Source organism: Pseudonocardia sp. (assembly GCF_029263155.1).
Lineage (GTDB): Bacteria > Actinomycetota > Actinomycetes > Mycobacteriales > Pseudonocardiaceae > Pseudonocardia.
This window is the reverse complement of record NZ_JAJCYB010000017.1, coordinates 21,708-48,108: the sequence shown is the minus strand read 5'-3', so window position 1 is coordinate 48,108 and position 26,401 is coordinate 21,708. Positions and strand designations below refer to the sequence as shown.

The window sequence follows — 26,401 nt, the reverse complement described above, 5'->3', positions numbered from 1 at the left end:
CGCCGGCTCCCGCTCGCCGGGCCGCCCCGGCGACCCGGCGACCCGGCGACCCGGCGACCCGGCGACCCGGCGACCCGGCGACCCGGCGACCCGGCGACCCGGCGACCCGGCGACCCGGCGACCCGGCGACCCGGCGACCCGGCGACCCGGCGACGATGATCATCGCTTCGGAACCGGGCGACGCTCCTGACACGCCCGCCGGTTCCGAGTCGGTGATCGTCGTCGGCCCCGGGTTCCTTCGGCCGCAGCCCGGGCTGCTCAGGCCGCGGTCACCCCGTCCCCCCGATCCGCGCCGACACCGCGGCCAGCTCCTTCACCGCGGCCGACTCCGCCGCGTGGACGGCCGTGAGCGCGCCCCCGAGCGCCGCGAACAGGTCGGTCCGCTCGCCCGGCGCGAGCGGCGGGGCCGCGTCCAGCTCCGTGCGCAGCGCCCGCGCCACCGGTGCGCGCGACGCGCACCGGCACCCCGTCCAGCGCTGCGGGGAGGTGCCAGTAGCCGGCCTGGTACCGGTCCGGCCAGACCAGCGCCGGACCCGAGTCGAGCGTCGCGGCCAGCGCCCGCGACGCCCCGACCGCGGACTGCGCGGCGCGGCTCGGCGGCACGTCGACGTCGTTCGCGCTCCCCGCCTGGCGCAAGTGGGCGCGCCTGATGACCGACGCGAACGCCGCGAAGGGCTGGCCGCGGGTGTTCGCCGACGGCCGCGGGCTTGCGGGGGCGCTCGCCTCGGTGTGGGAGGGGTGCTCGCCCGCGGGCATGACGGGTGGTCACCTGCGCGACCTCACCGCGCGGTTCCTCGACGAGGCCGCCCCGGTACTCGGCGTCGATCTCGCGCCCGCGGCGGCGCGGTGGCGGGAGGCCGGAGCGGCGTGGACGGTGGCGGCGGACGCCGCGCTGCCCGTCGACGTCCCGGAGTTCGCCCGGCTGCGGTCGCTGACGGCGGCGATCCAGCAGTCGGTGGTGGGCGAGGGCGACGCCGGGCGGGCGGACGCCGCCGCTGCGGCGGCGGAGCTGTGGGGTGGGCACCCGGTCGTCGTGCACGGTCTCGACGGGGACACCTACTCGCTCGACGACCGCGGCGTCGCGCCGCTCACGGTGCCCCGGGCGCAGTTCGACGCGGCCCGCTCGCGCGTCGGTTCCTCCAAGCACCTGTTGATCGTGCCCGAACCCACCGGGGACGTGCCGGAGCCGACGCTGCGCACCGCTCTGGCCGCCGGGATCGCGTCCGAGCCGCTCCAGCCCGGCGAGCAGGGCCCGGTCGGCGTACTGCCACTGCGAGGAGAACGCGAGCACGACCGGCCGCGAGTCGTCGTGGGCGAACTCCCACAGGATGTACCCGGCCCCCGGGCCGCCTGCGCCGCCGAACACCAGCGCCTCGGTGAGCTCGGCACCGCCGCAGCGCACCCCGTGGTGGGCGAGGACGTTCGCGATCGACGCGGAACCCGGGTGCTGCCCGCCGCGCAGCCGGTAGCCGGTAGCGGTGACCGCGGCATCGGGAAGGCCTGCGACGTGCCGGCGCGCCGTCGTGTAGCTCTCCCCGGTACGGGCCATCCGGGCGCGGATGCCGATCTTGAGCTGCTTCTGACTCGTCATGACCAGACCTCTCGCGGCCGCGACGGCGGCACCCGGCCCCACGCCCCGCGTGCCGCCCGGCCGTCGATCCGATCACGGCTGGTGGCTGCCCGAGGCACCCGTGGGGGGATGGAGGGCCGACGGAGGAGGCCCGGGGCGGGTGGAGCGAGTCCCCTTCGCCCCCGCGTGGCCCCGCCGCGTGGGTGGCGGGATCAGGAGGTCCGGCGTGGTGCGCGCCGCGCGCGAATTCTGCCATAGGCTGCCCTCCGTGCCCATCGATCCCGAGGACCTGCCCGAGTTCGACCGCGTCGAGCAGCTCGCCGACCTCATGGGCATCGAGCTGGTGACGGTCTCGCTCGACGAGGTGGTCGGCCGGATGCCGGTGAAGGGCAACCGTCAGCCGTTCGGCCTGCTGCACGGTGGGGCGAGCGCGGTGCTGGCCGAGACCCTCGGATCCACCCTGGCGGCGCTGCACGCGCTGCCCGAGCGGTTCCCGGTCGGACTGGAGCTGAGCTGCACCCACCACCGGTCGGCCACCAGCGGCTTCGTCACCGGGGTGGCCCGGCCGGTCCACGTCGGCCGCAGCACGTCCACGTCCGAGATCGTGATCAGCGACGAGCAGGGCCGCCGCACCTGCACCGCCAGGCTCACCTGCGTGCACCGCGACAGCCGCCCGTAGCGGGGTCGGACGCCGGCCGCGCGGGGACGTCAGCCGGTCGGGTACTCCCCGGTCCGCACCGGGACGAACTGCGCGCCCTCGACCCGGTAGACGGTGAGCGTCTTGTGCCGGGTGTCGCCGTACTCGTCGAACGACACCGGCCCGGAGACGCCCTCGAACTCGGTCGACTGCACGGCCTCGACGACGCGGGCCCGTATCTCCGCTGACCGTTCACCGCCGTCCAGCGCCGCGGCCAGGGCCCGGATGATCACGGTGGTGGCGTCGTAGGTGAGCGGGCCGTAGGTCTCGAAGTCCTCGACGTAGTTGGCGGCGCGGTAGTCCCGGACGAACCGCTCCGCGCTCGGCAGCTGGTCCACGGGGGCGCCGAAGCTGGTGCCGAGGTCGCCGGTGCGACCGCCCAGCGGGACGTACTCGGCGTTGATCAGCGCATCGCCGCCCATCACCGGGACGTCCAGTCCCGCCCCGGCGAGCTGGCTCGACAGCCGGCCCGCGACCGGGTACTCGCCGCCGTAGTAGACCGCCTGCGGGCCGACCCCGGCAAGATCGGTGACCAGGCCGGAGAAGTCGGTGTCCTGGTCGTCGACCTGTTCGCGGGCGACGATCGTGGCCCCGAGGTCCTCGGCGGCGGCCACGAACGCGTCCGCCAGCCCGACGCCGTAGGTCTTGCCGTCGTCGACCACGGCGATCTCGCTCAGCCCGGCGGTCTGCACGAGGTACTGCGCCCCGAAGGGTCCCTGCAGGTCGTCGGTGGGCGCGACCCGGAAGTAGTTGTCGAAGGCGCGGACCGGGTCGGTCGTGTACCGCTCGCCGCGGGTGAGGGACGGATTGGTGTTGGCGGGCGACACCGTCGCGAGCTCGCCCTCGGCGAGGATCGGCTGCACGACCTGCGCCGTGGAGGAGTTCAGCGTGCCGACCACGCCCACCACGTCCGGATCGGCGACGAGCCTGCTCGCCGCCTCCGCCGCCTCCTCCGGCAGCCCCCTGTCGTCCTCGGCCTGCAACCGGAGCTCGTAGCCCGGCACGGCGCAGGCGGCGTTGGCCTGGTCGACGGCGAGGTCGGCGGAGTTGCGCATGCCCATCGCGAGCACCGAGAGATCACCGAGCAGCGGGGCGATCAGGCCGATGGCCAGCGTTCCCCGGCTGGTGTCGCAGCCACCCGCACCACCGGCGGCGGCCCCGTCCGAGCCGTCCTGCCCCGCGACGCAGGCCGGGAGCAGCAGGGTCCCGAGGAGGATCACGGCGGACACGGTGACGCGCCTCGGGGGCATGCTGTTCTCCTCCTGGGACCGCACGTGACGCCGCGGAGCGGCCCACTGTAGTGACGCCGGCGGGCACCCCGGCCGCCCCCCTCGGCGCCTCCCGACCCGGCGCGCGACGCGATCTCGTTACATCTGGGATACAGCCAACCGGGTGACGCCCCCCGGAACGGTCGCGAACGGCTACTCTGCGCCGTCACCACCCGGCCCGACGAGGAGGCCCATGCACGTGCATCCGCCCGCCCCCCTGCCGCGGGACGGTGCGCAGCGCCGCACATCCGCCGCGGCCAGATGGCTTCTCGGGACCATCCTGATCATGATGCTCGCGGGCCTCGCCGCCACCGGCAGTGCGTCGGCCTCGACCCCGGCGCCGCCGCCCGACGACGAGACCAGCTCCGGGATCGCGGTCAACGGCACGCTGCGCAACTCCGAGGGCACGCTGCTCGAGGGCGTCACCGTCACGGCCGTCGGCGGCGGCGGCAGCATCGTCGTGGACGACGTCTCCGGCCCCGACGGCCGCTTCGAGATCGAGGTGCCCGAGCCGGGCACCTACCTGTTCCGAGTCGAGGAGGACACGCTCCCCGAGGGCACCGAGGTGCTGCAGGGCGAGGTCACCCGGGATGTGGCCGAGGGCCGGCTCGCGACCGTCATCTTCCGCTTCGGTGAGGAACGTGGCGGCCTCGACACCTCGGCCGCGGGCCAGTTCGTCCGGCTGCTCGTCGACGGCATCCGGTTCGGCCTGGTCATCGGCATCGCCGCCGTGGGCCTCTCACTGATCTTCGGCACCACCGGGCTGACCAACTTCGCGCACGGGGACCTGGTCACCATCGGTGCGGTCGTCGCCTGGACCGTCAACGTGGTCGGCGGCGTCCAGCTGATCCCGGCCACGATCATCGCGATCGTCGTCGGCGGGTTCGTCGGGGCGTTGAACGAGTGGGCCATCTGGCGCCGACTACGCAGGCGCGGGGTGGGGTTGATCGCACAGCTCGTCGTCTCCATCGGGCTGGCGATCGCGCTGCGCTACCTCGTCCTCATCTTCTTCGGCGGCCGGTCGGAGTCGTTCGCCGACTACACCGCGCAGACCGCGCGGTCGTACGGACCGGTCGTGCTGACCGACAAGGACCTGTCCGCCATCGTGATCAGCATCGTGGTCATGATCGGCGTCGCGCTGCTGCTGCAGCGCACCAGGATCGGCAAGGCGATGCGCGCCGTCTCGGACAACCGGGACCTGGCCGCGTCGTCGGGCATCGACGTCGACCGGGTGGTGCTGTTCGTCTGGATCCTCGGCGGCGCGCTCGCCACGCTGGGCGGCGTGCTGTTCGCGCTCTCCGAGCTGTCCAGCACGGTCCAGTACGAGATGGGCTTCAAGCTGCTGCTGCTGATGTTCGCGGGGGTCATCCTCGGTGGCCTGGGCACCGCCTACGGCGCGCTCGTCGGATGCCTCATCGTCGGGATCCTGGTCCAGATGTCCACGCTGGTCCTCCCGGTCGACCTCAAGTACCTGGGCGGGCTCGTCGTGCTGATCGTGATCCTCGTGTTCCGCCCCCAGGGCCTGCTGGGCTCCCGGGCCAGGATCGGGTGACGGCATGATCGACTTCGGAGCGCTGCTCTCCAACGGGGTGGCCCAGTTCATCGGGCCGTCGGCCATCTTCTTCGCCCTGCTCGCACTGGGGCTCAACATCCACTTCGGGTACACCGGCCTGCTCAACTTCGGGCAGATCGGGTTCGCCCTGGTCGGCGGCTACGGCATGGGGATCGCGGTGGCGACCTTCGGGCTGCCGCTGTGGGCCGGTGTGCTGGTCGGCATGGCCTCCGGGGTGGTGCTCGCGCTGCTGCTGGGCATCCCGACGCTGCGCCTGCGCACCGACTACCTGGCCATCGTCACGATCGCCGCCGCGGAGATCCTGCGCCTGATCACCCGGTCGGTCTCCCAGACCGACTTCACCGGGGGCACCCAGGGCCTCACCGGGTTCGGCGGCACCTACGCCGCGGCCAACCCGTTCACCCAGCAGTCCTACTCGTTCCTCGGGCTGACGTTCCTGCGCAACGACCTCTGGGCGATGGTCGTCGGGTGGACCGTGGTGATCCTCTGCACGCTGCTGACCTTCCTGCTGGTCCGCAGCCCGTGGGGCCGGGTGCTCAAGGCCATCCGCGAGGACGAGGACGCCGCCCGCGCGCTGGGCAAGAACGTGTTCGCCTACAAGATGCAGGCGCTCGCGCTCGGCGGGGTGTTCGGAGCTCTCGGCGGGATCGTCTACGCGCTGGCGACCCAGTCGCTGACCCCGGACTTCTTCTCCCCCGCGCAGACCTTCTTCGCCTACGCGGCCCTGATCCTGGGCGGCGCCGGGCGCGTGCTCGGGCCGGTCATCGGGGCGATGGTCTTCTGGTTCCTGCTCTCGATCACCGACGGTTTCCTGCGCCAGGCGACCGCGGGTGCCGACCCGCTGCTGCCCTTCATCGAGTCGCAGGACGTCGGCGCGATCCGCTTCGTGCTCGTCGGCCTGTTCCTCGGCCTGCTCATGGTCTTCCGACCGCAGGGACTGTTCGGACGTCGACAGGAGGTGGCACTCGATGGCCGCTGACGAGCCCGACCACCGCCCCGGGGAGGACCCCCTGACCGAACCACCACCCGTCGCCGACGAGCCGGCCCCACGCGACGCGACGCCGGGTGGTCGACTCGCCGGCGTCGCCCCCGAGGTGGGGGTGGCCAAACCCGACCCGGTGCTGGTCGTCGACGGCGTGACGCGGACCTTCGGCGGGCTCACCGCCGTCGACGTCGCGCACCTGGAGTTCCAGCGCGGCGCGATCACCGGTCTCATCGGGCCCAACGGCGCGGGCAAGACCACGCTGTTCAACCTGCTCACCGGGTTCGACCGGGCCGACACCGGCAACTGGACCTTCGACGGCACCGCGCTCAACCGGATGGCCTCGCACCGGGTCGCCCGGCTCGGGGTCGTCCGCACGTTCCAGCTCACCAAGGCGCTGGCCAAGCTGAGCGTGCTGGACAACATGCGCCTGGGCGCCACGGGACAGCGGGGCGAGTCGTTCTTCGGCGCCCTGTTCACCCCGTGGGGCCGCCAGGAGAAGCAGGTCACCGAGCGGGCGCGGGAGCTGCTCGCCCGGTTCAAGCTCGACGCGAAGGCCGACGACCTCGCCGGATCGCTCTCGGGCGGCCAGCGCAAGCTGCTGGAGATGGCCCGGGCCCTCATGATGGACCCGACGGTGGTCATGCTCGACGAACCGATGGCGGGGGTGAACCCGGCGCTGACCCAGAGCCTGCTCGGCCACGTCCGGTCGCTGCGCGACGACGGCATGACCGTGGTGTTCGTCGAGCACGACATGGACGTGATCCGCGACGTCAGCGACTGGGTGGTGGTGATGGCGCAGGGATCGGTGATCGCCGAGGGCCCGCCGGAGGCGCTCTCCTCCAACCGGGCCGTGGTCGACGCCTACCTGGGCGCGCACCACGACCGGGCGCTGGAGTTCGACGACGAGGGCAACCCGGTGGGCGAGACGGCCGAGCTGGTGGCCGAGATGGAGGCCGCCGAGATGGGGACCCAGGCCGCGGCCGCGGAGCCGCCGGCGGCAGGCAAGGAGCCGAGATCGTGACGGAGACACCCGACACCACCCCCCGGCTCACCCCCGCCGAGCTCGCCGCCACCCCCGAACGGCACCGCGAGCTCGCCGTCGACGCGCTGCTGCGCGCCGACGACCTCGTCGCGGGCTACGTCCCGGGCGTGGACATCCTGACCGGTTGCAACTTCTTCCTCGGCCAGGGCGAGATCGTGGGCATCATCGGGCCGAACGGGGCGGGCAAGTCCACCCTGCTCAAGACGATGTTCGGGCTGATCCCGGTGCGCAAGGGCACCGTGCGGCTGCGGGACGCCGACATCACCGGGGCGAAGGCGCACGTCCTGGTCACCAAGGGCGTCGGCTACGTGCCGCAGAACAACAACGTGTTCCCGTCGCTGACCATCGAGGAGAACATGCAGATGGGCGTGTACCTGCGCCCGAAGTCGTTCGCCGACCGGTTCGCGCACGTGGCCGAGCTGTTCCCGATGCTGGGTGCCCGGCGCAAGGTCAAGAGCGGGTCGCTGTCGGGCGGCGAGCGCCAGATGGTGGCCATGGGCCGGGCGTTGATGATGGAGCCCTCGGTCCTGCTGCTCGACGAGCCGTCCGCGGGACTCTCGCCGATGCTGCAGGACGAGGTCTTCGTGCGCTGCAAGAAGATCAACGCCGCCGGGGTGTCGATCATCATGGTGGAGCAGAACGCGCGCCGCTGCCTGCAGGTGTGCGACCGGGGGTACGTGCTCGACCAGGGCCGCAACGCCTATACCGACACGGGCCCGGCGCTCATGCACGACCCCAAGGTCATCGAGCTGTACCTGGGTACGCTGGCCGGGAGCAGCGAGACGAACTGACGCGCACGCACACGGAGGGGGCGGCACCCGTCGGGTACCGCCCCCTCTGTCGTGCGCGGCTGACGATCAGCCGGTCTCGCCCACGATCACGAACTCGGTGTCGTCGGCGATGGTGTTCTCGGCGGTGAAGCTGAGGATGCCGTAGGAACCCGAACCCGGCTCCCCCGCCGCGGTGAAGTTGAGTGCACCGGTCACACCGTCGTAGTCCGGGTCACCCCCCGCGTCGATGATCGCCAGGCAGTCGGCGAACGTCTCGCACTTCTCGCCGTCGGCCGTGATGCCGTTGATCTCCGAGGCGATGTCGGCACCGTTGGTGGACCCGGCCGCCTCCGCGGCCAGCGCGGTGATGACCACGGCGTCGTAGGACTCGGCCGCGTAGTTGAAGTCGGTCAGGCTCGGGTCCTGGGCCAGCAGCCGCTCCTGGAAGTCCCCGGCCAGCTCGGTCAGCGGCGTGGTGCCCTTCATGCCCTCCAGCAGGCCCGGGGGCAGCCCCTCGCCCAGCGCGTTGCCCATGTTGCCGTCGGTGCCGTACACCGACTTCTGGGCCGGCCCGATCTGCACCTCGGTCATCCGGGTGAGGATGCGCTTGGACTCGTCGAAGCCGATCACCGCGATGCCGTCGGGGTCGAACTGCACGATCTGGTCGACCTCGGCGTTGAACGACGCCGCGTTGGGGTCGTAGATGATCTTCTGGATCTGGTCCTGCGGGATGCCGGCGGTGAGCAGGTTCTGCTCGGTGTTGTCGGCGAGACCCGTACCGTAGGGGTCGTTGCGGGCCAGGATCGTGACGCGCTGCGCGCCGTCACCGGCGATCAGGCCCGCCAGCGCCTGCGCCTGCAGGACGTCCGGCGGAGCCGTCCGGAAGTACAGCCCGGAGTCCTCCCAGCAGGTGAACTCGTCGGAGGTGTTCGCGGGCGAGAACTGCACCACGCCCGCGCCGGTGATCTTGTCGATCACGAGCTTGGAGACGCCCGAGGAGGCCGCGCCGACGATGGCCTGCACGCCGGCCGCCAGGTGCCGGTCGGTGGTCTGGTTGACGATGTCGGTCGTGTCGTCACCGGAGTCGCCGCGCTGGTGCTGGATCGGCTGGTCCAGCACGCCGCCGGCGTCGTTGATCTCGGTGACCGCGACGTCGACGCCCGCGAACTCGGGCGGGCCGAGGAACGCCAGGCTCCCGGTCTCCGGCAGCAGCGACCCGATGATCAGCGGGTCGGTGCTGGGCGACCCGGTCGGGGTGGCCTGTGCCGGCTCGCAGGCCGGGGCGGCCGTGTCGGCGGTGGACGGTGCGGCGGCGGGATCGGCCGTGTCACCGCCACCGCCACCACAACCGGCCAGCACCAGTGCGGTGGCCCCCACGAGGGCCGCCGCACGGAAAGCAGCGCGCTGCGCCATCCAGTTCTCCTTCTGCACGTTCCCGGCCCGGGCTCGATGCCCGGGCACGATGGTGGGGAGAAGGTAGTTCGATGTCGGCCCGATCGACACGAACGGGCGACGGTCGTGACGAAGACGTGACCGAACGCGCGGAGAACTCCCCGGTCGGCTCAGCCGCGCGGCGGATTGAGCCCGTCCACGACGGCCTCGGCCACCGCCTTCATCGTGGTGCGGCGGTCCATCGCGGTGCGCTGGATCCAGCGGAACGCGTCGGGCTCGGACATCGACTGCCGGCTCATCAGCAGACCCTTGGCCCGGTCGACGATCTTGCGCGTCTCCAGCCGGTCGGTCAGCGTGGCCACCTCGTCCTCCAGGGCCTTGCGCTCGGCGAACCGCGAGACGGCCAGCTCGATCGCGGGCACCAGCTCGTGGCGGGCGAACGGCTTGACGAGGTACGCCATCGCGCCTGCGTCGCGCGCCTGCTCGATGAGCTCGCGCTGGCTGAACGCGGTGAGCATGACGACCGGTGCGATCCGCTCCGCGACGATCTCGCCCGCCGCGGCGATCCCGTCGACCTTGGGCATCTTGACGTCCATGATCACGAGGTCCGGCGCCAGCTCGCGCGCCAGCTTCACCGCCTGCTCGCCGTCGCCGGCCTCGCCCGCGACGACGTAGCCCTCCTCGCGCAGCATCTCGGTGAGGTCGAGGCGGATGAGCGCCTCGTCCTCGACCACGAGAACCCGCAGGCCGACGGCCGGTCGGGCCTCGTCCGCAGGGCTGTTCTCCTCGGAAACCGACTGGGTCACCGGGCTACTCCTCACACCGGACGGGGGGTGGAACGGGAAGGATCCAGAGTAGCCCGACCTGCGGACGGCCCGCGCTGTGATCTCCGGCCACCGCAACCCGCTATCGTGGACGTGCCGAGCCCCCGTAGCCCAACGGCAGAGGCAATGGATTCAAAACCCATCCAGTGTGCGTTCGAGTCGCACCGGGGGCACGCCGAGCACCACGTCCGAGTCAGTAGGCCGAGATCGCCCCGTCCGGGACCTGACGTGCACATGCGCAGCTCAGGTCCCGATCCTGCCGATCATGGGCTGGGCTGTCGTCCACGGACCAGGAGCGAGACCCCCACGGCCGCCGTCGAGAGGATCGCCCCGACCAGGAACGCCGCACGGATGCCCGGGGCGTCGGTGGCACCCCCGGAGGCCGAGAACAGCGTGAGCATCGTGACGAACAGCGCGGTGCCCGCCGCCCCGGCCACCTGCTGCAGCGTCGAGACGATGGCGCTGCCGTGCGAGTACAGGTCGGCGGGCAGCGACCCCAGTGCCTCGGTCATCAGCGGCGTCAGCATCAGGGCGATGCCGGCGCTGAGCACGATGTGGATCACCACGACCGTCCACAGCGGGGCGCCGACGAACGCCGTGAGCGCCCACAGCGAACCGCTGAGCACCACCGCGCCGGGGATCACCAGCGGGCGGGCACCGATGCGGTCGAAGGCACGCCCGACGAACGGGCCGAGCAGGCCCATCACCAGCCCGCCCGGCAGCACGACGAGCCCGGTGACGAACGGATCGGTGCCGAGCACGTCCTGCAGGTACAGCGGCAGCAGGATCAGGGCGCCGAACAGCGCCATCATGCTGAGCACGACCAGCACGATCGACACGACGAACGGGCGCAGCGTGAACGGGCGCAGGTCGAGCAGGGCCCGGTCGGCCCGCTGCAGGACGAGCTGGCGGCGCACGAACACCACGAGCGCCGCGGCGCCGACCACGAGCGGGATCCACGGCGGGACCAGCGCCCCGCCCCGCGCGGCCTCGCCGATCGCGGTCAGTCCGTAGACGAACCCGGCGAAGCCGACCGCCGAGAGCGCCACCGACGCCACGTCGAGCGGGACCGTCCGGGTCTCCGAGTCGACCCGCAGCAGCGCCACCCCGGCCCCGAGCGCGAGCAGCGCGATCGGCAGCACCAGCCAGAACATGAAGCGCCAGTCCAGGGCGGAGAGGATCAGCCCGGAGATGGTCGGCCCGACGGCGGGCGCCACGGCGATGACGATCGAGATCGTGCCCATCATCGACCCGCGCCGCTGCACCGGCACGAGCCGCAGCACGGTGGTCATCAGCAGCGGGATCATCACGGCGGTGCCGACGGCCTGCACGATCCGGCCGGTCAGCAGCACTCCGTAGCCGGGGGCCAGCGCCGAGACCAGGGTGCCGGTGCTGAACGCCGACATCGCACCGACGAACACCTGGCGCGGGGTGAACCGTTGCAGCAGGAACCCGGTGATCGGGATAACCACGGCCATCGTGAGGAAGAAACCGCTGGTCAGCCACTGGGCGGTGCTGGCGGTGACCGCCAGGTCCACGATCAGCGTCGGCAGCGCCACACTCATGATCGTCTCGTTGAGGATCATGACGAACGCGGAGCCGACCAGCAGCCCGATCACCAGGTTGGTCCGGGTGGCGGGCGCGGCGCGCTCCGGGATGTGGGTGGTCGGGCCGGTCATCGTGCGTCCCCCAGGTCTCTCGCGCCGGTCCCGCGTACCCGGCTCCCCACGGACTCTACGAACGCCGTCGCCCCGTTTGTTCCGCGCCGCATGGCATCGTTGCGCCATGGACCGGGACCGGGACGGCTCCGGGCGGGCCCGCAACGCCCGCCCCCGCGACGCGGCGGGGCGGCCGCTGCCGCGCGGATCGGTCGGGGTGGAACGCCTGCCGGACGAGCTCGTGCTCTCCGCGGACCAGGCGGTCGACCAGGCCCAGGAGCTGCTCGACGGCGGTCAGCCGTTCGCGGCGCACGAGGTGCTGGAGGCGGCGTGGAAGGCGGCGGCTCCGGCCGAGCGGGAGCTGTGGCGCGGCCTCGCACAGCTCGCCGTCGGGCTCACCCACGCCCAGCGCGGCAACCCCCGCGGCGCGGTCTCCCTGCTCGACCGTGGCCAGGATCACCTGCGGCGCTGGGTCGGCGTCGCGCCGGCGGGGCTGGACGTCACCGCCCTGGCCGCCCGCGCCGATCGGCTCGCCCGGCGGATCGAGGACGGCGGGACCGGCGCGCTGTCCCCGGACGACCTCCGCCCGCGGCTGCGCCCCGACGGCCGGAGCCCCGAGTCGCGCTGATCAAGGGCTGATGGTCGCCGGGCACGGTCGGACGGCCGCCATCTGCCCTTGATCGCGGATGCTCGGCGGTACCGTCGCGGCGTGGCCGACGACGTGTTCCCACCCGGTTTCTTCGACCGCTCCGACCCCTCGCCCGACACCGCGTTCTACGCCCCGCCCCGGTTCGTCACCCACATCGACGACCGGGCGATCGCCGCCGTCGGGGCCCTCTACGCCGAGCTGGGCCTCGACGGCGACGTGCTCGACCTGTGCGCCTCCTGGGTCTCGCACTTCACCGCGGCGCCGCGGCGGCTGGTCGGCCTGGGCATGAACGCCGACGAGCTGGCCGCGAACCCGATGCTCGCCTCGCACGTCGTGCGCGACCTCAACGCCGATCCCACCCTCCCCTTCGACGACGCCGGTTTCGACGACGCCGTCTGCTGCGTGTCCGTCGACTACCTCGTGGATCCGGTCGCGGTGTTCGGTGAGGTGGCGCGGGTGCTGCGGCCGGGCGGTCGGTTCGTCGTGACGTTCTCGAACCGCTGCTTCCCGACCAAGGCGATCCGCGGCTGGCTCGCCGCCGACGACGAGGGCAGGCTGCAGATCGTCAACGCGTTCTTCGTGGTGTCCGGCGGGTTCGGGCAGGTCCGGGGCGGGTTGCGGACCCCGCCCGGGCGCGGCGACCCGCTCTACGCGGTGTGGGCGACGCGCCGCTAGCGCGGCATCCGCCGCCACAGTGCGCGCGGGAGGTGCCGCAGGCCCGCGAAGACCGGTTGCAGCGCCGCGGGCACCCACACCTCGCCGCGGCCCGCGCGCAGCGCCGCCACGGTGGCGGCGGCGACCTGGGCGGGCGTCGAGGACAGCGGGGCCGGGGACATGCCCGCCGTCATCCGCCCGATCACGAAGCCCGGGCGGACGAGCAGCAGCCGCACTCCGCTGCCGTGCAACGCGTCGGCCAGGCCGGAGGCGAAACCGTCGAGCCCGGCCTTCGCCGAGCCGTAGACGTAGTTGGCGCGCCGCACCCGGGCGCCGGCGACCGAGGAGAAGACCACGAGGTCCCCACCGCGCCCGGTGCCACCGGCCTGCTCGCGCAGCAGCTGCGCCAGGTGGGTGAGCACGGAGACGTGCGCGACGTAGTCGGTGTGCACGATCGCCAGCGCGTGCGCGACGTCCCGCTCGGCCCGCGCCTGCTCCCCCAGGATCCCGAACGCGACGACGACGGTGTCCAGGCGCCCGTGCCGCGCGAGGACGCCGTCGAGCACCTCGCGGTGCCGGGCGACGTCGTCGGCGTCGAACTCCACGCGGTCCACGGCCGCCGCCCCGGCGGCACGCAACTCCCGCTCCTCGTCGTCGAGATCCGCGCTGCGGCGGGCGGCCAGCACGACCGTGGACCCGGGGGCGAGGCGCCGCGCCACCTCCAGCCCGATCTCGCTGCGACCACCGAGCACCAGCACCGTCCCCGTCACGGGGGCGAGCGTGACACATCGCGGAGACCGGGCCGCTCCAGCCTGCCCGGTGTCCGAGACGGTGTTCGCGGTCCGGTTGCCCGACCGGTCGCGGCCTGCGTTCCACTCGCCGTCGCCGGTGGTGCAGGACCACCTGAGCGCGGCGCCGGCCGGCATCGCGGCGGCGGCCGGGGCGCCTCGCCGAGGGGGTCGTGCGGGTGGAGCGGTCCCGCCGGTAGCGATACTGGCGCCCGTGCGTGCCGCCGTCCTGGGTTCCCCCGTCGCCCACTCACTGTCCCCCGCCCTGCACACCGCCGCCTACACCGCGCTCGGCCTCGACGGCTGGAGCTACGGGCGGCACGAGTGCGCGGAGGACGCGCTGCCCGGGTTCGTCGCCGGTCTCGGACCGGAGTGGGCCGGCCTGTCGCTGACGATGCCGCTCAAGCGCGCGGCGCTCGACGTCGCCGCCACGGTGTCACCGCTGGCGGCGGCGACCGGGGCCGCGAACACGCTGGTCCCGCGCGACGGCGCGTGGTTCGCCGACAACACCGACGTCGCCGGGATCGTCGCCGCCCTGCGCGGGGCCGGGGTGAGCGGGGCCGGTGCGACGGCGGTGGTCCTCGGTGCGGGCGGCACAGCACAGGCGGCGCTCGCCGCGCTGCGGGAGCTGGGCATCGCCGACGTCCGGGTACTGGTGCGGTCGGTCGAGCGGGCCGGGGAGCTGCGCGCGGCGGCGTCGCGGCTCGGGATCGACCCCGTGGTCGACGACGCGCTCGCCGAGCCCACCCGGGCCGCGGCGGCGCTGGCCGGGGCCGGGGTCGTGGTCTCCACGCTGCCCGGCGGCGCCGCCGACGCCCTCGCGGGCGCCACCGGCGTCGTGTTGGACGTGGTCTACGCGCCCTGGCCCACCCCCTTCGCCGCGACGGCCTCCACCGCGGGCGCGACGGTGGTCAGCGGGCTGGAGATGCTGCTGCACCAGGCCGTGGCGCAGGTGGAGCTGATGACCGGGCGCCCCGGGCCGGTCGAGGCCATGCGCGCGGCCCTGGACGCGGCCGTGGCGGCCCGGTGACCCCGGAGAAGCCGGCGGGAGCCGATGGAGCCCGCCCGGATGGCGGCGCCGCGGCTGGTGTCCGCGCGTGAGGTGGCGATCCTGCAGGGCGGGCGGGTGGTGGACCCGTCCACGGGGAAAGGGCCGGGGCCTTGCTGCAACTCCCGGGAGGTCCTACGGGCCCGGGAGGTCTACGGCTCGGGGAGGACGTGAGCCGAGACCGCGTAGTCGCCGCCCGTGTAGGGATCGCGGTCCCAGGTGGACCAGCGGTCCTCGGGCTCCAGGCCGGTCGCGGCGCACCACGCGTCGTACTCGGCGAGGGTGGGCCAGCCGTCCTGCAGCTGGAAGCCCGCCACCAGCCGCCCACCCGGCGTCAGGTGGCGCGCGCAGGCCGCCACCACCTCGGCGCGGCGCTGCGCGTAGGGGACCACGTTGCCGGCCAGCACGGCCAGGTCGAACCGCTCCGGGCGGTCGAGGTCGGCCAGGTCGAGCAGGAGCCACTCCAGCGTGGGGGCCTTCGTCCGGGCGGCGGCGATCATGTCCGGGTCCGGGTCGACGCCGATCACGGTGACGCCCCGGCGGGCCAGCTCGATCCCGACGCGCCCGGTGCCGCAGCCGCCGTCGAGCACGGCCGCCGGCGCGTAGGTCATCACCAGGTCGGCCTCGCCGTGGGGCTGCGCGAGCTGCGCCCAGCGCTCGTCGTAGGCGTCGAGGTCGACCTGGTCGCGCCAGCGCTCCCAGTCGGCGGGCAGGCTCACGGCAGCACCGGCGCCAGCGCGGTCAGCGTGCGGACGAACGCCTCCGCCCGCGCCGACTCCGTGACCGTGAACGGCGCCCACGACCTCCGCGCCACCAGCCAGCCCTCGTCGGGGGCCGGGACGGCGAGCACGTGGTCGTCGTCCTCGGGCTGGTCGGCCTGGGCCTCGACGGAGTCGGCGTGCAGCAGCGCGGCCAGCGCGGACGCCGGGTCGCCGGTGGTCACCGCCTGCGCGGCGAGGTCGAGCGCGCGGGTGGGGGCGTCGACGAGGTCGTGCGGGTCGGCCTCGGTGACCAGCACGGCCCCGGCCCCGGGCCCGACGGACGCGCGCACGGACCCGGCCAGCAGCTCCGGATCCGGCGCGCCCCCGACGATCAGCTCGTCGACGACCGAGCGGGAGTCCTGGCCGTGCACGGCCAGGCCCAGGATGTTCCCGCCCGCTCCGGCCACCGCGTCGGCGAGGCGGGCCAGCGCACCGGACTCGTCGGGCAGGCGCACCCGGACGCGGTGCAGGGACGTCGCGTCGCCCTGCGACCGGCGGCGCAGCGGGGCCGGGTCGGGCACGGCGCGCAGGTGGGGCAGCCGGCCGGCGCCGCGTGCCAGCAGCCGCTGCCCGGGCCCGTGCGCCGGCACGCCGATGGCCGAGAGCGCGGCCCAGATCGTCACCTGGTTCGCGGTGAACACCGGCTTGCCCAGCTCGCGTTCCAGGGGCGCGATGACGTCGAAGGTGGCGAGGTTGGTGCAGGAGATGAACACCGCCTGCGCCTCGGGCCGGTCGGCGGCCCGCACGGCACGGACCACCTCCTCGTAGGACACGCGCCAGATCTGGCCGAGCAGCCCCAGCCCCACCGACGCCACCGTCGTGACCCCGTTGGCGGCGAGGTACGCGGCGAGCAGGTCGGTGAGCGTGTCGACGTAGGGCGTGACGATCGCCACCCGCGTGGCCGACACCGACGCCAGCGCGGACACCAGCGCCCCGGCCGTGGTCAGCGCGTACGGGGCGCCCGCCGCGCGCATGATCTCCAGCAGCGCCGTCTCCCCGGCCACACCGTCGACGAAGCTGCCCGACGTGCACGCGTACGCGACGATGCCGGGACCGGGTTCGAGCAGGTCACGGGTGGCGCTGCGGACCGGCTCCGGGTCGCTGATGGCACGGGCCATCTCGGCCGTGACCGGGGACGGGACGAACGGGGTGCGCGTGAGATGCAGGGCCACCGGCTCGGGCACCCACCGCCACAGCTCCCGGTCGAGGGCGAAGTCGAACGGGACGATCACCCCGATTCCCCCGGTCGGGTCGGGAGGCGGGAACGCGCCCTGGTCCTCGTGCATGCGCACACGGTAGGGCCTGCCCTTCCACAACGGTGTTTCGGCCGGGCAGGGGATGGTGGAGCGGTCCGCGCCGGAACACGATCCGCCGCGGCGCGGTTGAGCACGGACATGCAGGTGGAGATCTGGTCCGACGTGGTGTGCCCGTGGTGTGCGATCGGCAAGCGCCGGTTCGAGGCGGCCCTGGCCCGCTTCGAGCACCGCGACGAGGTGGAGGTGCGCTGGCGCAGCTTCGAGCTCGACCCGACCGCACCCCGGGAACGCGAGGGGACGCTGGCCACGCACCTCGCCGCGAAGTACGGCACCTCGCCCGAGCAGGCGCGGGGCATGATCGGGCAGATGAGCGAGACGGCCGCCGGGGAGGGCTGGGAGTTCGACCTGGAGCACGCCCGCGGCGGCAACACCGTCGATGCCCACCGGCTGATCCACCTCGGCGCCGAGCGCGGTGTCGGGGACGCGGTGAAGGAGCGGCTGCTGCGCGCCTATCTCACCGAGGGCGAGCGGATCGGCGACCCGGAGACGCTCGCCCGCGTCGTCGCCGACGCCGGGCTGGACGAGGCGGAGGCCCGCGAGGTGCTCTCCGGCGACCGCTACCTCGACGACGTGCGCGCCGACGTGCGCCAGGCGCGCGCCTACGGCATCAGCGGCGTGCCGTTCTTCGTCGTCGACGCGAAGTACGGGGTGTCGGGCGCCCAGCCGGCCGAGGCGCTGCTGGAGGTGCTGCGGACGGCATGGGCGGACGCGCACCCGCTGCAGGATCTGACCCCGTCGGGCCGGCCCGACGCCGACGGGTGCACCGACGGATCCTGCGCGGTCTGACCCGGGTCGCGTCCCTCACACCGATCTTGTCTCCGTCACGGTTCGGCCGCGCACCGTGACCGTTCCGTTGCCCTCCCGTGAGCGTGCGTGCCGCCGCACGGGGTAGCCCGACTGCGTCCGAACGACCGAGATACAAGGACGCAGACATGAACCGTCTCCCCCGCCTCGCGGCCCTCGGCGCCGCTGCCGCGCTGACCGTCGCCCTGAGCGGCTGCGGCGAGGACGCCGCACCCACCCCCGCGGCGCCCGACACGACCGCTCCGACGACGTCGCAGTCCATGCCAAGCGGAACCGCCGCGGCCGGGTCCGGTGTCACCCAGACCTCCGACATCTACGGCCCGGCCTGCGACCAGGTTCCCACCGAGGGCGAGGGGTCCGCCGAGGGCATGGTCGACGACCCGGTCGGCACGGCCGCGAGCAACAACCCGCTGCTCGGCACGCTCACCACGGCCGTCACCGAGGCCGGCCTGGTGGACACCCTCAACGACCCGAACGCCGCCTACACCGTGTTCGCCCCGGCCGACCCGGCCTTCGAGGCGCTGCCGGCCGGTACGCTGGACATGCTGCTGGCCGAACCGGAAGGCCAGCTCAGCGAGATCCTGACCTACCACGTCGTGCCGGAGCGCTACGACGCGCAGGGCCTGGCCGAGGCCGGCACCGTCACGACCGTACAGGGCGAGAACCTGACGATCACCGGCGAGCCGATGTCGCTGACGATCGACGAGCAGGAGCAGGCCAGCGTGCTCTGCGGCAACATCCCGACGGCCAACGCGACGGTGTTCGTCATCGACACCGTGCTGATGCCGCCGGCCGCCTGAGCCACCCGGCCGTGACCTGAGCTGCGCGGGTGGCCTGCCCCGGGCCACCCGCGCTCTTCCTCCGGAGTGTGCATGTCCACCACCGAGCGATCGCCGGGCCGCCCCGTCGCCGCCCTCGTCGGGCTGCTCGCCGTCGCCGCGGCGTTGGGCGCGGGACACCTCGTCGCCGGCCTGCTGGCCCGCCCGCAGGCCTCGCCGTTCCTCGCCGTCGGCAACGCCGCGATCGATCGCACGCCCAACCCGGTGAAGTCCTTCGCCATCGCCGTGTTCGGCACCAACGACAAGATCGCGCTGCTCGCCGGCATGGCCGTCGTGATCGCGGTCGTCGCCGCGGTGGCCGGGCTCGTGTCGCGGCGGCGGCCCCGACCGGGCCTGATCGTCGTCGGGGTCCTCGGGCTGATCGGCGGTCTCGCCGTGGCCGAGCAGTCACCCGCCGCGGTGTCCCTGCTCGCCCCGCTCGCCGCGCTGGCCACCGGGCTCGCGGCGTTCGTCCTCCTCCACGCACGGGCCCGCGCGGCGGCCCGCCCGGACGCCGGGCGCCGCGGGCTGCTGCTCGCCTCGGGTGGTGTCGCCGCCGGAGCAGCGCTGGGCGGACTGGGCGGGCGGCTGCTCGCCGACCGGGTGGACGTGGGGGCGTCCCGGCGCGCGGTCGGGCCGCTCGTACCCGCGCAGCCCGCTCCGCCGATCCCGCCGGGCGCGGCGTTCCCCGAGCTCGGCACGCCGCCGTTCCTCACCCCGGCCGCGGACTTCTACCGCGTCGACGTCAACCTCACCGTGCCGCGGCTGCGGGCGCAGGACGCCGTGCTGCGGATCCACGGCATGGTCGACCGGGAGGTCGAGCTGCCCTTCGCCGAGATCGCCGCGCGCCCGCTCGTGGAGCGCACGATCACGATGACGTGCGTGTCCAACTACGTCGGCGGCCCGTACGTGTCGACGGCGAACTTCGTCGGCGTCCCGCTGGGCGACCTGCTCGCCGAGGCGGGCGTGCGCCCGGACGCCGAGCAGCTCGTCGGGCGTGCGGTGGACGGGTTCACCATCGGCACGCCGCTGGACCGCGTGCTCGGCAACCCCGACGCGCTGCTCGCGATCGGGATGAACGGCGAGCCGCTGCTGCCCGAGCACGGCTTCCCCCTGCGCACGGTGGTGCCCGGCCTCTACGGCTACGTCAGCGCGACGAAGTGGCTCACCGACCTGGAGCTGACGACGTTCGCGTTCGACCCCTACTGGGAGCAGCGCGGCTGGGACGGCGACCCGGAGGGCATCGTCCCCATCAAGACCTCCTCGCGGATCGACGCGCCCGCCGGCTTCGCGCGGGTGCCCGCGGGCGAGGTCGTGCTGGCCGGCACGTCGTGGGCGCCGGGCCGGGGGATCGCCGCGGTCGAGGTCTCCCTCGACGACGGGCCCTGGCTCCCCGCCGAGCTCGGCGCGCCGGTCAACACCCTCACCTGGCGGATGTGGTACCTGCGCGTCCCGCTCGGCTCCGGCCTGCACACCGCCACGGTCCGGGCGACCGACCGGACCGGCCAGGTGCAGACCGCCGAGCGCGTGGACCCGATCAACCCCGGCCCGGACGGCGCGACCGGCCGGCACACCGTCACGTTCACGGTGGCGTGATCACGGTCCCGGTGCGGAGCACCGGGGCGGGCGACCGGCCATGGCATGCCCCGACGACGGGCGGGTACGCCCGCCGCATGGGTACACCACACGATCGCGACACGCAGCAGCTGCAGTCCGACCGCGGCCTTCTCCGGTGGAAGGTGCTGGCCGGCGTCACCTCGCTGGCGCTGCTGGTCGGGTTGTTCGTCACCTCGCTGGTGCGGGTGCCGAACCCGGCCTTCACCGTCTTCGCCGCCGTCACGACGGTGCTGCTGGTCTCGGCGATGACGTGGGGTCTGTACCGGTCACGTCGCCGATGACCGGGGCGGGTCCGCCGGCCGGAACCCTCAGCCGTCGAGCACCTCCACCGCGGCGTCGTAGAGGTACGCCTCGGTCTCGTACTCCTCGTACATGTCGTACTGCACCGGCGGTACCCCCTCACCCTCCAGGAACCGGTGGTACTGGCCGACCGTGCCGACCACGCGAACCACCTGCCCCTGCCGGACCTCCACCGGGTCGGCGGTGCGCACGAGCAGGCTGTCCTCGCTGTAGTCGACACCGGCGAGTTCCAGGTTGCGGGGGTCGAGGACGTCGGAGACCTCGGCGCTCACGGTGACGCGCTGCCCGAGGTACTCGCCCTCGTAGAAGTTCTGGGCCTCCTGTATCCCGTCGATCGTGACCCCGGTCTCGGGGCCGGTGGTGGAACCGTCGCCACACCCGGTCAGGGCGGCGGCGACCAGGGCGACGAGGGCGGTCCGAACGGCGTGCGAGGGCTCTCCCGGCATGTTCCGGGCATACCCCGCGCGGGTCGGGGTATGCCCCGGGCATGACTGCAACAGGTGTGACATGCGCAGGATCGTGACCGCGGCGACGGCCGCCGCGTGCCTGGCGGGCATCGCCGGATGCGGGGCCGGCCAGGAGTCGGCGACGTCGGCCCAGCGCTCGACCTCGCCGGGTTCGTTGGGCACGGTCGGCTCGATGCAGGTGCGCGACGCCCAGGTCAGCTGGTCGGAACCGGTCGCAGGCGACGAGGTGTACCCGGTCGGCGCCGACGCGGAGCTGCAGGTCACGATCGTCAACCGGGACGCGGGTGCCGACGATCCGGACCGGCTGATCTCGGTGTCGAGCCCGGTCGCCACCTCGGGCCGCATCGTCGGCGACGCCACCATTCCCGACGGGCAGGCGCTCGTGGCCGGCTACGACGGGCCGGTCTCCGCGATCACCCTCGGCGACGCCCGCGAGGTGACGATCGCGTTGGAAGGGCTCATCGAACCGCTCCGGGCCGGGCTGACCTACCCCGTCGTGTTCACCTTCGCCGAGGCGGGCGAGCTGCGCCTGCAGGTCGGCGTGGAGAACCCGGAGGTGCTGCCGCCACGGGCACGGGAGGCCGAGGAGGAACCGGCGATCGTGGGGACCGGCCCGGACCCCTTCGTGCAGCCCGGTGACCGGTAGCCCCGGTCACGGGCCGCCCCGCGGCCCGACCGTCATCCGGCTCGCGCTGGTCGTCCTGCTCAGCGGCGTGCTGCTGGGCACGCTGCTGGCGGTGCCCGCGGGCGCGGTGGCCACACGGGCCGGCCTCCCGCTCCCCGACGCGCCGTTGCCGCAGCGCACGTCGATGCCGGTGGCGAGCGTGCTGCTCGACGCCGACGGGGTGCCGTTCGCGCGGCTGTTCGAGCAGTACCGCGTGCCCGCGGGCGAGGTCGCGGACACCATGCGGGCGGCGGTGGTCGCGATCGAGGACCGCCGCTTCCTCGAACACGCCGGGATCGACTGGCGCGGGGTCGGCCGCGCGCTGGTCGCCAACACGGTGTCGAACGGGTCGCCGCTGGACGGCCAGGGCGCCTCGACCATCACCATGCAGTACGTCAAGAACCACCGCCTCTACGCCCTCGCGCAGGGACCCGAGCAACGGGAGGCCGCGACGGCCGACACGCTCGAACGCAAGCTGCGCGACGTCACGGTGGCGCTGGCGCTGGAGCGGCGGCTGACCAAGGACGAGATCCTCGCGCGATACCTCGACACCGTGTACTTCGGCAACGGCGCGTACGGGGTGACCGCCGCCGCGCGCACCTACTTCGCCACCACACCCGACGCGCTGACCCTGCCCCAGGCCGCACTGCTCGCGGCGCTGGTCAAGGCCCCGGAGGCGTTCGACCCGGTGACCGAGCCCACCGCCGCGCGGGACCGCAGGGACCTGGTCCTCTCGGTGATGGAGCAGGTCGGCTCCCTCACACCCGCACAGGCCGAGCGGGCCCGGGCGGGCGGGCTGGGTGTCGTCGACCCGCTGCGCGAGGCCGAAGAAGGCTGCGTGGCGGCGCGGCCGGGAACCGGGTTCTTCTGCCGCCACGTCGTCGAGCACCTGGGCCGGCTCGGGATCGGCCCGGACGAGCTGCGCACCGGCGGATACACGGTCCGCACGACCCTCGACCCGCGCGCACAGGACGCCGCGCGGCGGGCCGCGACCGCGCAGGTCCCGGCCACCGCCGGCATCGCGCACGCGGTGGCCGTGGTCGAGCCCGGCCGCGACTCGCGCCGCGTGCTGGCGCTCGCCGCCAACCGCACGTGGGGACCCGACGCCGCCGCGGGGCAGAGCGCGTACGCCCTGCCCACCGACCCGGTCCCCTACGGCGCGGGCTCCACCTACAAGATCTTCACCGCGGCCGCCGCGCTGGCGGCCGGGGTCGGACTGGACGACCCCCTGCCCGCGCCCGAGCGCTACGCCTCCGAGGTCTTCGGCGACGACGGCGAGCCCTACACCGTCACCGGCGACGGCGGCGCGGCCGATCCGACCACGCTGCGGCGGGCACTCGCCCTGTCGCCCAACACGACGTTCCTGACCCTGCTCGACCGGCTCGGCAGCGTCGACCCGGTGGTCGACATGGCCCGCCGGCTCGGGATGCGCGAGAGTCTCGCCGTCCAGCTGCCGGACGGGGGCACCGTCGGCGACGCGGTCCGGGCGCAGGAACGCGCGTCGTTCACGCTGGGGCCGGTGCCCGCGATACCGCTGGAGCTGGCCAACGTCGCCGCGACCGTGATCAGCGGCGGCACCTGGTGCCCGCCCGACCCGGTTGCCGCCGTGACCGACCGCGCCGGCGCGCCCGTCGCGGTCGAGGCGGCGCCGTGCGAGCAGGCGGTGCCCGAGGAGCTGGCCGCCAGGCTCGTCACGGGGCTGTCCGACGACCACACGATCGGGACGGCGCAGGACGCCGCCGACGCCGCGGGCTGGGACCGCCCGATGATCGGCAAGACCGGGACCACGCAGAGCAACCGGTCCGCCGCCTTCCTCGGCGCGACACCGCAGCTCGCCGGCTCGGTGATGACCTGGTCGGACCGCGGCCGCCCGGTGTGCGCCGGCGACCCGCCGCGGCTGTGCGACGAGGGCACGCTGTTCGGCGGCACGGCCCCGGCGCGGACCTGGTTCGCGACGATGGGGCCACTGCACGAGGGGCGTCCCGACGTCGCGTTGCCCGGCACCGGGTCGGCCGGGTGACGATCACCTCACGTCAGGCGCGCGTCACGCGTGCCGGCCCTGCCGCGGGCTCACCCGGCGGCCCCGGGGACCAGGACGACGGCGCACCCGGCGTGCCGCACGCAGTGCTGCCCCACCGAACCCGTGACGGCGCCGGCGAGCACGCCGTGCCTGCCGTTGCCGAGGACCAGCAGATCGGCCTGCTCGGCGTGGCCGACGAGCACGTCACCCGCCTCCCCCGGCTCCAGGTGCCGCTCGATCCGGTCCCCCAGCGCGGCGGCCCGCGACGCCGCGTCGTCGAGCGCCGTGCGGGCGACGCGCTCGGCGGCGTCCACGGCGGTGCCGCCGCTGAGCGGTTCGGGCGCGGCACCCAGCGGCACCGCGGGCACCGCGACCGGCAGGGTCGGCGCCCACACGGCGACCAGCCGCAGCCCCGCCGACAGTCGCTGCGCGTGCCGCACGGCCCAGTCCACCGCGGCGTGCGCCGCGGCAGATCCGTCCACCCCCACCACGATCCGGTCGGTCGCCATCACCGTCTCCTTCCCCTCGACCGCGAGCGGGCCCGCGTACCGGTCCCGGACCGCGGCCATCTGCCGCCGTCCACCCGGGACCACCACGGGCGTTCACCGCAACCGCCGCGCGGAAACATGGGAAGGCCCCGCCCGTCCGGGCCCACCGAGGCAGCACGGCGCGGGGACGTCAGGCGATCGCAAGGCGTATCCGGCAACGGAACCGGTCCGCGATCCGTCTGTAGGATCATGAAGGTGCCACTGCCGTCCGTTCGTCGCCTGGCCGTACCCGCGGCGGGCGCGTTGCTGATCCTGGCGACCTCGTGCGCCACCCCGCCCGCGGCCACCGGCGCGGGCCCGGTGATCGGCACCCCGCCCGCCGGCACCACCAGCACGACCTCCACGACCTCCACGACGACCACGACGCCGGACGCGAGCCCCACCCCCGCACCGGCGGCGTCGCTGCTGCGTCGGGGGGACTCCGGACCGGAGGTGCTCGCCCTGCAGGAGCGGCTCGACTCGCTGGGCTACTGGCTCGGCGAGCCCGACGGAGCGTTCGGGACGCTGACCGAGCAGGCCGTGTACGCCCTGCAGGGTGCCGCCGCGCTCTCCCGCGACGGCATCGTCGGCCCCGCCACGTCGGCGGCACTCGACGCGGGCACCCGCCCCCGGGCACGCAGCGGGAGCGGCACCGTCACCGAGATCGACCGCGACGCCGGCCTGATCAGCTTCGTGCGAGACGGGCAGGTGCAGCTCGTCCTTCACACCTCCACGGGGACCTTCGAGCCCTACCGGTTCGCGGGCCGGAGTCTGCTCGCCGACACCCCCGGGGGCAGCTTCACCGTCAGCTGGGCCGTCGACGGGGTGCGCGACGGCTCGCTGGGCGAGCTGTACCGCCCCCGCTACTTCCACCCCGACGGGATCGCCGTGCACGGCTATCCGAGCGTGCCCGCCTACCCGGCCTCGCACGGCTGCGCCCGCGTCACCCCCGCCGCGATGGACATGGTGTGGGCCCGCGACCTGATGCCGCGCAGCAGCGAGGTGCTGGTCTTCTGAGCCTCGATCACGGCCGCGGCCACCCGCGGGAACCGGCCGGAGGTCCCGTCCCGGCCCGGTGATCGGCCCGTCCGATCGGCCCTCGACGTCGTGACCGACGGCCCGCCCCGCCTCGCGGTTCGTCAGCGGAACCGGTGCCGTCGGGCCTCTGGCGGGCCCGGTCCGGGCGGCGAAGGGTGCGGGTATGGACGAGGAGCGCGTGCCCGCCGGAGTGCTGGCGGCAGCGGTGGAGCGGGCCCTGCGGGCACCGTCGGTGCACAACACACAGCCGTGGCGGTGGCGGCTCGCCGACGGCGCGATCGAGCTGCACGCCGACCCGGCGCGGCACCTGGTGGCCACCGACCCCGACCGCCGCGATCTCGTGCTGAGCTGCGGTTCGGCGCTGCACCACCTTCGCGTGGCCCTCGCGGCGGCGGGGCTGTCGGCACGGGTCGACCGGCTGCCCACGGTGGAGGACCGTTGGCACCTGGCCACCGTGACGGTGCGGAGCGGCGCTCCCGTGTCGGCGCTCGCCAGGCTGAGCCGCGCGATCGAGGAGCGGCGTACCGACCGGCGGCCCCTCGGAGCCGAACCGGTTCCTCCCCGGGTCCTCGACCGGCTCGTCACCGCCGCGGCGGGTAGTGGTGCGCTGCTGGTGCCGGTCGTCGACGACGGGGCCCGGCACCGGCTCGACGAGCTGCTGGCCGACGCCGGTGCCCGGCAGCGGTTCGCCCCGGGCTATGCCGCCGAGCTGGCGATCTGGAGCCACCGCTGGGCGGCCGCCCGCGACGGCGTCCCGGCCGGCGCGCGGACCGCCGGCAGCGGGGACCCGGACCTGCGGCGGTTCCCCCGCGGCCGGCTCGCCGACACCCGGCGCCGCTGGGCGACCGACGACGGGTCGGTCCTGCTCGTCCTCACGACCGCCGGTGACGGCGTGATCGACCACCTGCTCGCCGGGGAGGCGGCCAGCGCCGCCCTGCTCACGGCGACCGGCGAGGGGCTCGCGACGACCCCGCTGAGCCAGTCCCAGGAGGTCGCGGCCGTGCGGACCCGCCTGGCCGCGCACGTCCTGCGGTCGCCGGACCATCCGCAGCTGGTGATCCGGGTCGGGTACCCCGACCCCGCGGCGGGGCGCCTCGAGGCGACCCCACGCCGCGCACTCGAGTCGGTACTGATCCGGCCCTGACCCCGGA

27 protein-coding genes, 1 tRNA gene and 1 pseudogene are annotated in these 26,401 nt (G+C 74.3%); 19 read left to right on the top strand and 10 right to left on the bottom strand.

Going from position 1 to position 26,401, the window contains the following annotated elements; all coding sequences use genetic code 11:
• Positions 1-269 precede the first annotated feature (269 nt).
• Complete coding sequence (locus Q1K26_RS03080; protein ID WP_300007584.1) at positions 270-440, bottom strand: hypothetical protein; 171 nt, start codon at positions 438-440, stop codon at positions 270-272.
• A 107-nt stretch (positions 441-547) separates the two neighbouring features.
• Here Q1K26_RS03080 and Q1K26_RS03075 point away from each other — a divergent pair.
• Together Q1K26_RS03075 and Q1K26_RS03070 are read left to right on the top strand one after the other, a co-directional pair.
• Positions 548-1,828, top strand: a pseudogene (locus tag Q1K26_RS03075) (hypothetical protein); the annotation flags it as partial.
• 70 nt (positions 1,829-1,898) lie between these two features.
• Positions 1,899-2,249, top strand: a complete 351-nt coding sequence (locus Q1K26_RS03070; RefSeq protein WP_300007588.1) for a hotdog fold thioesterase — start codon at positions 1,899-1,901, stop codon at positions 2,247-2,249.
• 29 nt (positions 2,250-2,278) lie between these two features.
• On the opposite strand, the gene Q1K26_RS03065 is transcribed toward Q1K26_RS03070, so the two are convergent.
• Complete coding sequence (locus Q1K26_RS03065; RefSeq protein ID WP_300007583.1) at positions 2,279-3,517, bottom strand: branched-chain amino acid ABC transporter substrate-binding protein; 1,239 nt, start codon at positions 3,515-3,517, stop codon at positions 2,279-2,281.
• A 304-nt stretch (positions 3,518-3,821) separates the two neighbouring features.
• On the opposite strand from Q1K26_RS03065, the gene Q1K26_RS03060 reads away from it, so the two are divergent.
• From Q1K26_RS03060 to Q1K26_RS03045, 4 genes are read left to right on the top strand one after another with little or no spacing between them, the layout of a single operon-like run.
• Complete coding sequence (locus Q1K26_RS03060) at positions 3,822-5,087, top strand: branched-chain amino acid ABC transporter permease (protein WP_300007582.1); 1,266 nt, start codon at positions 3,822-3,824, stop codon at positions 5,085-5,087.
• 4 nt (positions 5,088-5,091) lie between these two features.
• Positions 5,092-6,087, top strand: coding sequence for a branched-chain amino acid ABC transporter permease (locus Q1K26_RS03055; protein ID WP_300007581.1), 996 nt, complete (start codon positions 5,092-5,094; stop codon positions 6,085-6,087).
• Positions 6,077-7,114 (top strand): ABC transporter ATP-binding protein, encoded by a 1,038-nt coding sequence (locus tag Q1K26_RS03050; protein ID WP_300007580.1) that lies wholly within the window; start codon positions 6,077-6,079, stop codon positions 7,112-7,114. Before Q1K26_RS03055 ends, Q1K26_RS03050 begins: the two co-directional genes overlap by 11 nt.
• The gene (locus tag Q1K26_RS03045; protein WP_300007579.1) at positions 7,111-7,926 is read left to right on the top strand and encodes an ABC transporter ATP-binding protein; all 816 of its coding nucleotides are present in this window, start codon (positions 7,111-7,113) and stop codon (positions 7,924-7,926) included. Before Q1K26_RS03050 ends, Q1K26_RS03045 begins: the two co-directional genes overlap by 4 nt.
• 66 nt (positions 7,927-7,992) lie before the next feature.
• On the opposite strand, the gene Q1K26_RS03040 is transcribed toward Q1K26_RS03045, so the two are convergent.
• Together Q1K26_RS03040 and Q1K26_RS03035 are read right to left on the bottom strand one after the other, a co-directional pair.
• Entirely contained in the window at positions 7,993-9,366 is a 1,374-nt protein-coding gene (locus tag Q1K26_RS03040; protein WP_300007578.1) for an ABC transporter substrate-binding protein, read from the bottom strand.
• A 101-nt stretch (positions 9,367-9,467) separates the two neighbouring features.
• The gene (locus Q1K26_RS03035; protein ID WP_300007587.1) at positions 9,468-10,043 is read right to left on the bottom strand and encodes a response regulator; all 576 of its coding nucleotides are present in this window, start codon (positions 10,041-10,043) and stop codon (positions 9,468-9,470) included.
• A 178-nt stretch (positions 10,044-10,221) separates the two neighbouring features.
• Between Q1K26_RS03035 and Q1K26_RS03030 the strand changes: the two genes are divergently transcribed.
• Positions 10,222-10,294, top strand: a tRNA-Leu gene (locus tag Q1K26_RS03030).
• 90 nt (positions 10,295-10,384) lie between these two features.
• On the opposite strand, the gene Q1K26_RS03025 is transcribed toward Q1K26_RS03030, so the two are convergent.
• Positions 10,385-11,800 carry a DHA2 family efflux MFS transporter permease subunit gene (locus Q1K26_RS03025; RefSeq protein ID WP_300007577.1) on the bottom strand — a complete coding sequence of 472 codons (1,416 nt, stop codon included), beginning with the start codon at positions 11,798-11,800 and terminating at the stop codon, positions 10,385-10,387.
• Between the two features lie 106 nt (positions 11,801-11,906).
• Between Q1K26_RS03025 and Q1K26_RS03020 the strand changes: the two genes are divergently transcribed.
• Positions 11,907-12,407 carry a DUF309 domain-containing protein gene (locus tag Q1K26_RS03020; protein ID WP_300007576.1) on the top strand — a complete coding sequence of 167 codons (501 nt, stop codon included), beginning with the start codon at positions 11,907-11,909 and terminating at the stop codon, positions 12,405-12,407.
• An 81-nt stretch (positions 12,408-12,488) separates the two neighbouring features.
• The gene (locus Q1K26_RS03015) at positions 12,489-13,103 is read left to right on the top strand and encodes a methyltransferase domain-containing protein (protein ID WP_300007575.1); all 615 of its coding nucleotides are present in this window, start codon (positions 12,489-12,491) and stop codon (positions 13,101-13,103) included.
• Here Q1K26_RS03015 and Q1K26_RS03010 read toward each other — a convergent pair.
• Entirely contained in the window at positions 13,100-13,852 is a 753-nt protein-coding gene (locus Q1K26_RS03010) for an SDR family NAD(P)-dependent oxidoreductase (RefSeq protein WP_300007574.1), read from the bottom strand. The genes Q1K26_RS03015 and Q1K26_RS03010 overlap by 4 nt on opposite strands.
• Before the next feature lie 223 nt (positions 13,853-14,075).
• Here Q1K26_RS03010 and Q1K26_RS03005 point away from each other — a divergent pair, with 223 nt between their 5' ends.
• Positions 14,076-14,900, top strand: a complete 825-nt coding sequence (locus tag Q1K26_RS03005) for a shikimate dehydrogenase (protein WP_300007586.1) — start codon at positions 14,076-14,078, stop codon at positions 14,898-14,900.
• Positions 14,901-14,924: 24 nt separating this feature from the next.
• The gene (locus Q1K26_RS03000) at positions 14,925-15,092 is read left to right on the top strand and encodes a DUF3253 domain-containing protein (RefSeq protein WP_300007573.1); all 168 of its coding nucleotides are present in this window, start codon (positions 14,925-14,927) and stop codon (positions 15,090-15,092) included.
• On the opposite strand, the gene Q1K26_RS02995 is transcribed toward Q1K26_RS03000, so the two are convergent.
• Positions 15,071-15,637 (bottom strand): class I SAM-dependent methyltransferase, encoded by a 567-nt coding sequence (locus Q1K26_RS02995; protein WP_300007572.1) that lies wholly within the window; start codon positions 15,635-15,637, stop codon positions 15,071-15,073. The genes Q1K26_RS03000 and Q1K26_RS02995 overlap by 22 nt on opposite strands.
• Positions 15,634-16,965, bottom strand: a complete 1,332-nt coding sequence (locus Q1K26_RS28650) for a hypothetical protein (RefSeq protein WP_363320412.1) — start codon at positions 16,963-16,965, stop codon at positions 15,634-15,636. Before Q1K26_RS28650 ends, Q1K26_RS02995 begins: the two co-directional genes overlap by 4 nt.
• 108 nt (positions 16,966-17,073) lie before the next feature.
• Here Q1K26_RS28650 and Q1K26_RS02985 point away from each other — a divergent pair, with 108 nt between their 5' ends.
• The 4 genes from Q1K26_RS02985 to Q1K26_RS02970 all read left to right on the top strand — a co-directional run bounded on the left by Q1K26_RS02985 (position 17,074) and on the right by Q1K26_RS02970 (position 20,515).
• On the top strand, positions 17,074-17,781 hold the full coding sequence (locus tag Q1K26_RS02985; RefSeq protein WP_300007585.1) for a DsbA family oxidoreductase: 708 nt from the start codon (positions 17,074-17,076) through the stop codon (positions 17,779-17,781).
• Between the two features lie 146 nt (positions 17,782-17,927).
• Positions 17,928-18,599: a fasciclin domain-containing protein gene (locus Q1K26_RS02980; protein ID WP_300007571.1), complete on the top strand. Its 672-nt coding sequence runs from the start codon at positions 17,928-17,930 to the stop codon at positions 18,597-18,599.
• A gap of 72 nt (positions 18,600-18,671) precedes the next feature.
• Positions 18,672-20,213, top strand: coding sequence for a molybdopterin-dependent oxidoreductase (locus Q1K26_RS02975; protein ID WP_300007570.1), 1,542 nt, complete (start codon positions 18,672-18,674; stop codon positions 20,211-20,213).
• A gap of 77 nt (positions 20,214-20,290) precedes the next feature.
• Entirely contained in the window at positions 20,291-20,515 is a 225-nt protein-coding gene (locus tag Q1K26_RS02970) for a hypothetical protein (RefSeq protein ID WP_300007569.1), read from the top strand.
• 27 nt (positions 20,516-20,542) lie between these two features.
• On the opposite strand, the gene Q1K26_RS02965 is transcribed toward Q1K26_RS02970, so the two are convergent.
• Entirely contained in the window at positions 20,543-20,980 is a 438-nt protein-coding gene (locus Q1K26_RS02965; protein WP_300007568.1) for a hypothetical protein, read from the bottom strand.
• A gap of 61 nt (positions 20,981-21,041) precedes the next feature.
• Here Q1K26_RS02965 and Q1K26_RS02960 point away from each other — a divergent pair, with 61 nt between their 5' ends.
• Entirely contained in the window at positions 21,042-21,647 is a 606-nt protein-coding gene (locus Q1K26_RS02960; RefSeq protein WP_300007567.1) for a hypothetical protein, read from the top strand.
• Positions 21,637-23,685 (top strand): transglycosylase domain-containing protein, encoded by a 2,049-nt coding sequence (locus tag Q1K26_RS02955; RefSeq protein ID WP_300007566.1) that lies wholly within the window; start codon positions 21,637-21,639, stop codon positions 23,683-23,685. The genes Q1K26_RS02960 and Q1K26_RS02955 overlap by 11 nt, the downstream gene beginning before the upstream one ends.
• A 50-nt stretch (positions 23,686-23,735) precedes the next feature.
• On the opposite strand, the gene Q1K26_RS02950 is transcribed toward Q1K26_RS02955, so the two are convergent.
• Positions 23,736-24,254: a universal stress protein gene (locus Q1K26_RS02950; protein ID WP_300007565.1), complete on the bottom strand. Its 519-nt coding sequence runs from the start codon at positions 24,252-24,254 to the stop codon at positions 23,736-23,738.
• 174 nt (positions 24,255-24,428) lie between these two features.
• On the opposite strand from Q1K26_RS02950, the gene Q1K26_RS02945 reads away from it, so the two are divergent.
• Positions 24,429-25,229, top strand: a complete 801-nt coding sequence (locus tag Q1K26_RS02945) for a L,D-transpeptidase family protein (RefSeq protein WP_300007564.1) — start codon at positions 24,429-24,431, stop codon at positions 25,227-25,229.
• A 184-nt stretch (positions 25,230-25,413) separates the two neighbouring features.
• Positions 25,414-26,394 (top strand): NAD(P)H nitroreductase, encoded by a 981-nt coding sequence (locus Q1K26_RS02940; RefSeq protein WP_300007563.1) that lies wholly within the window; start codon positions 25,414-25,416, stop codon positions 26,392-26,394.
• Positions 26,395-26,401 lie beyond the last annotated feature (7 nt).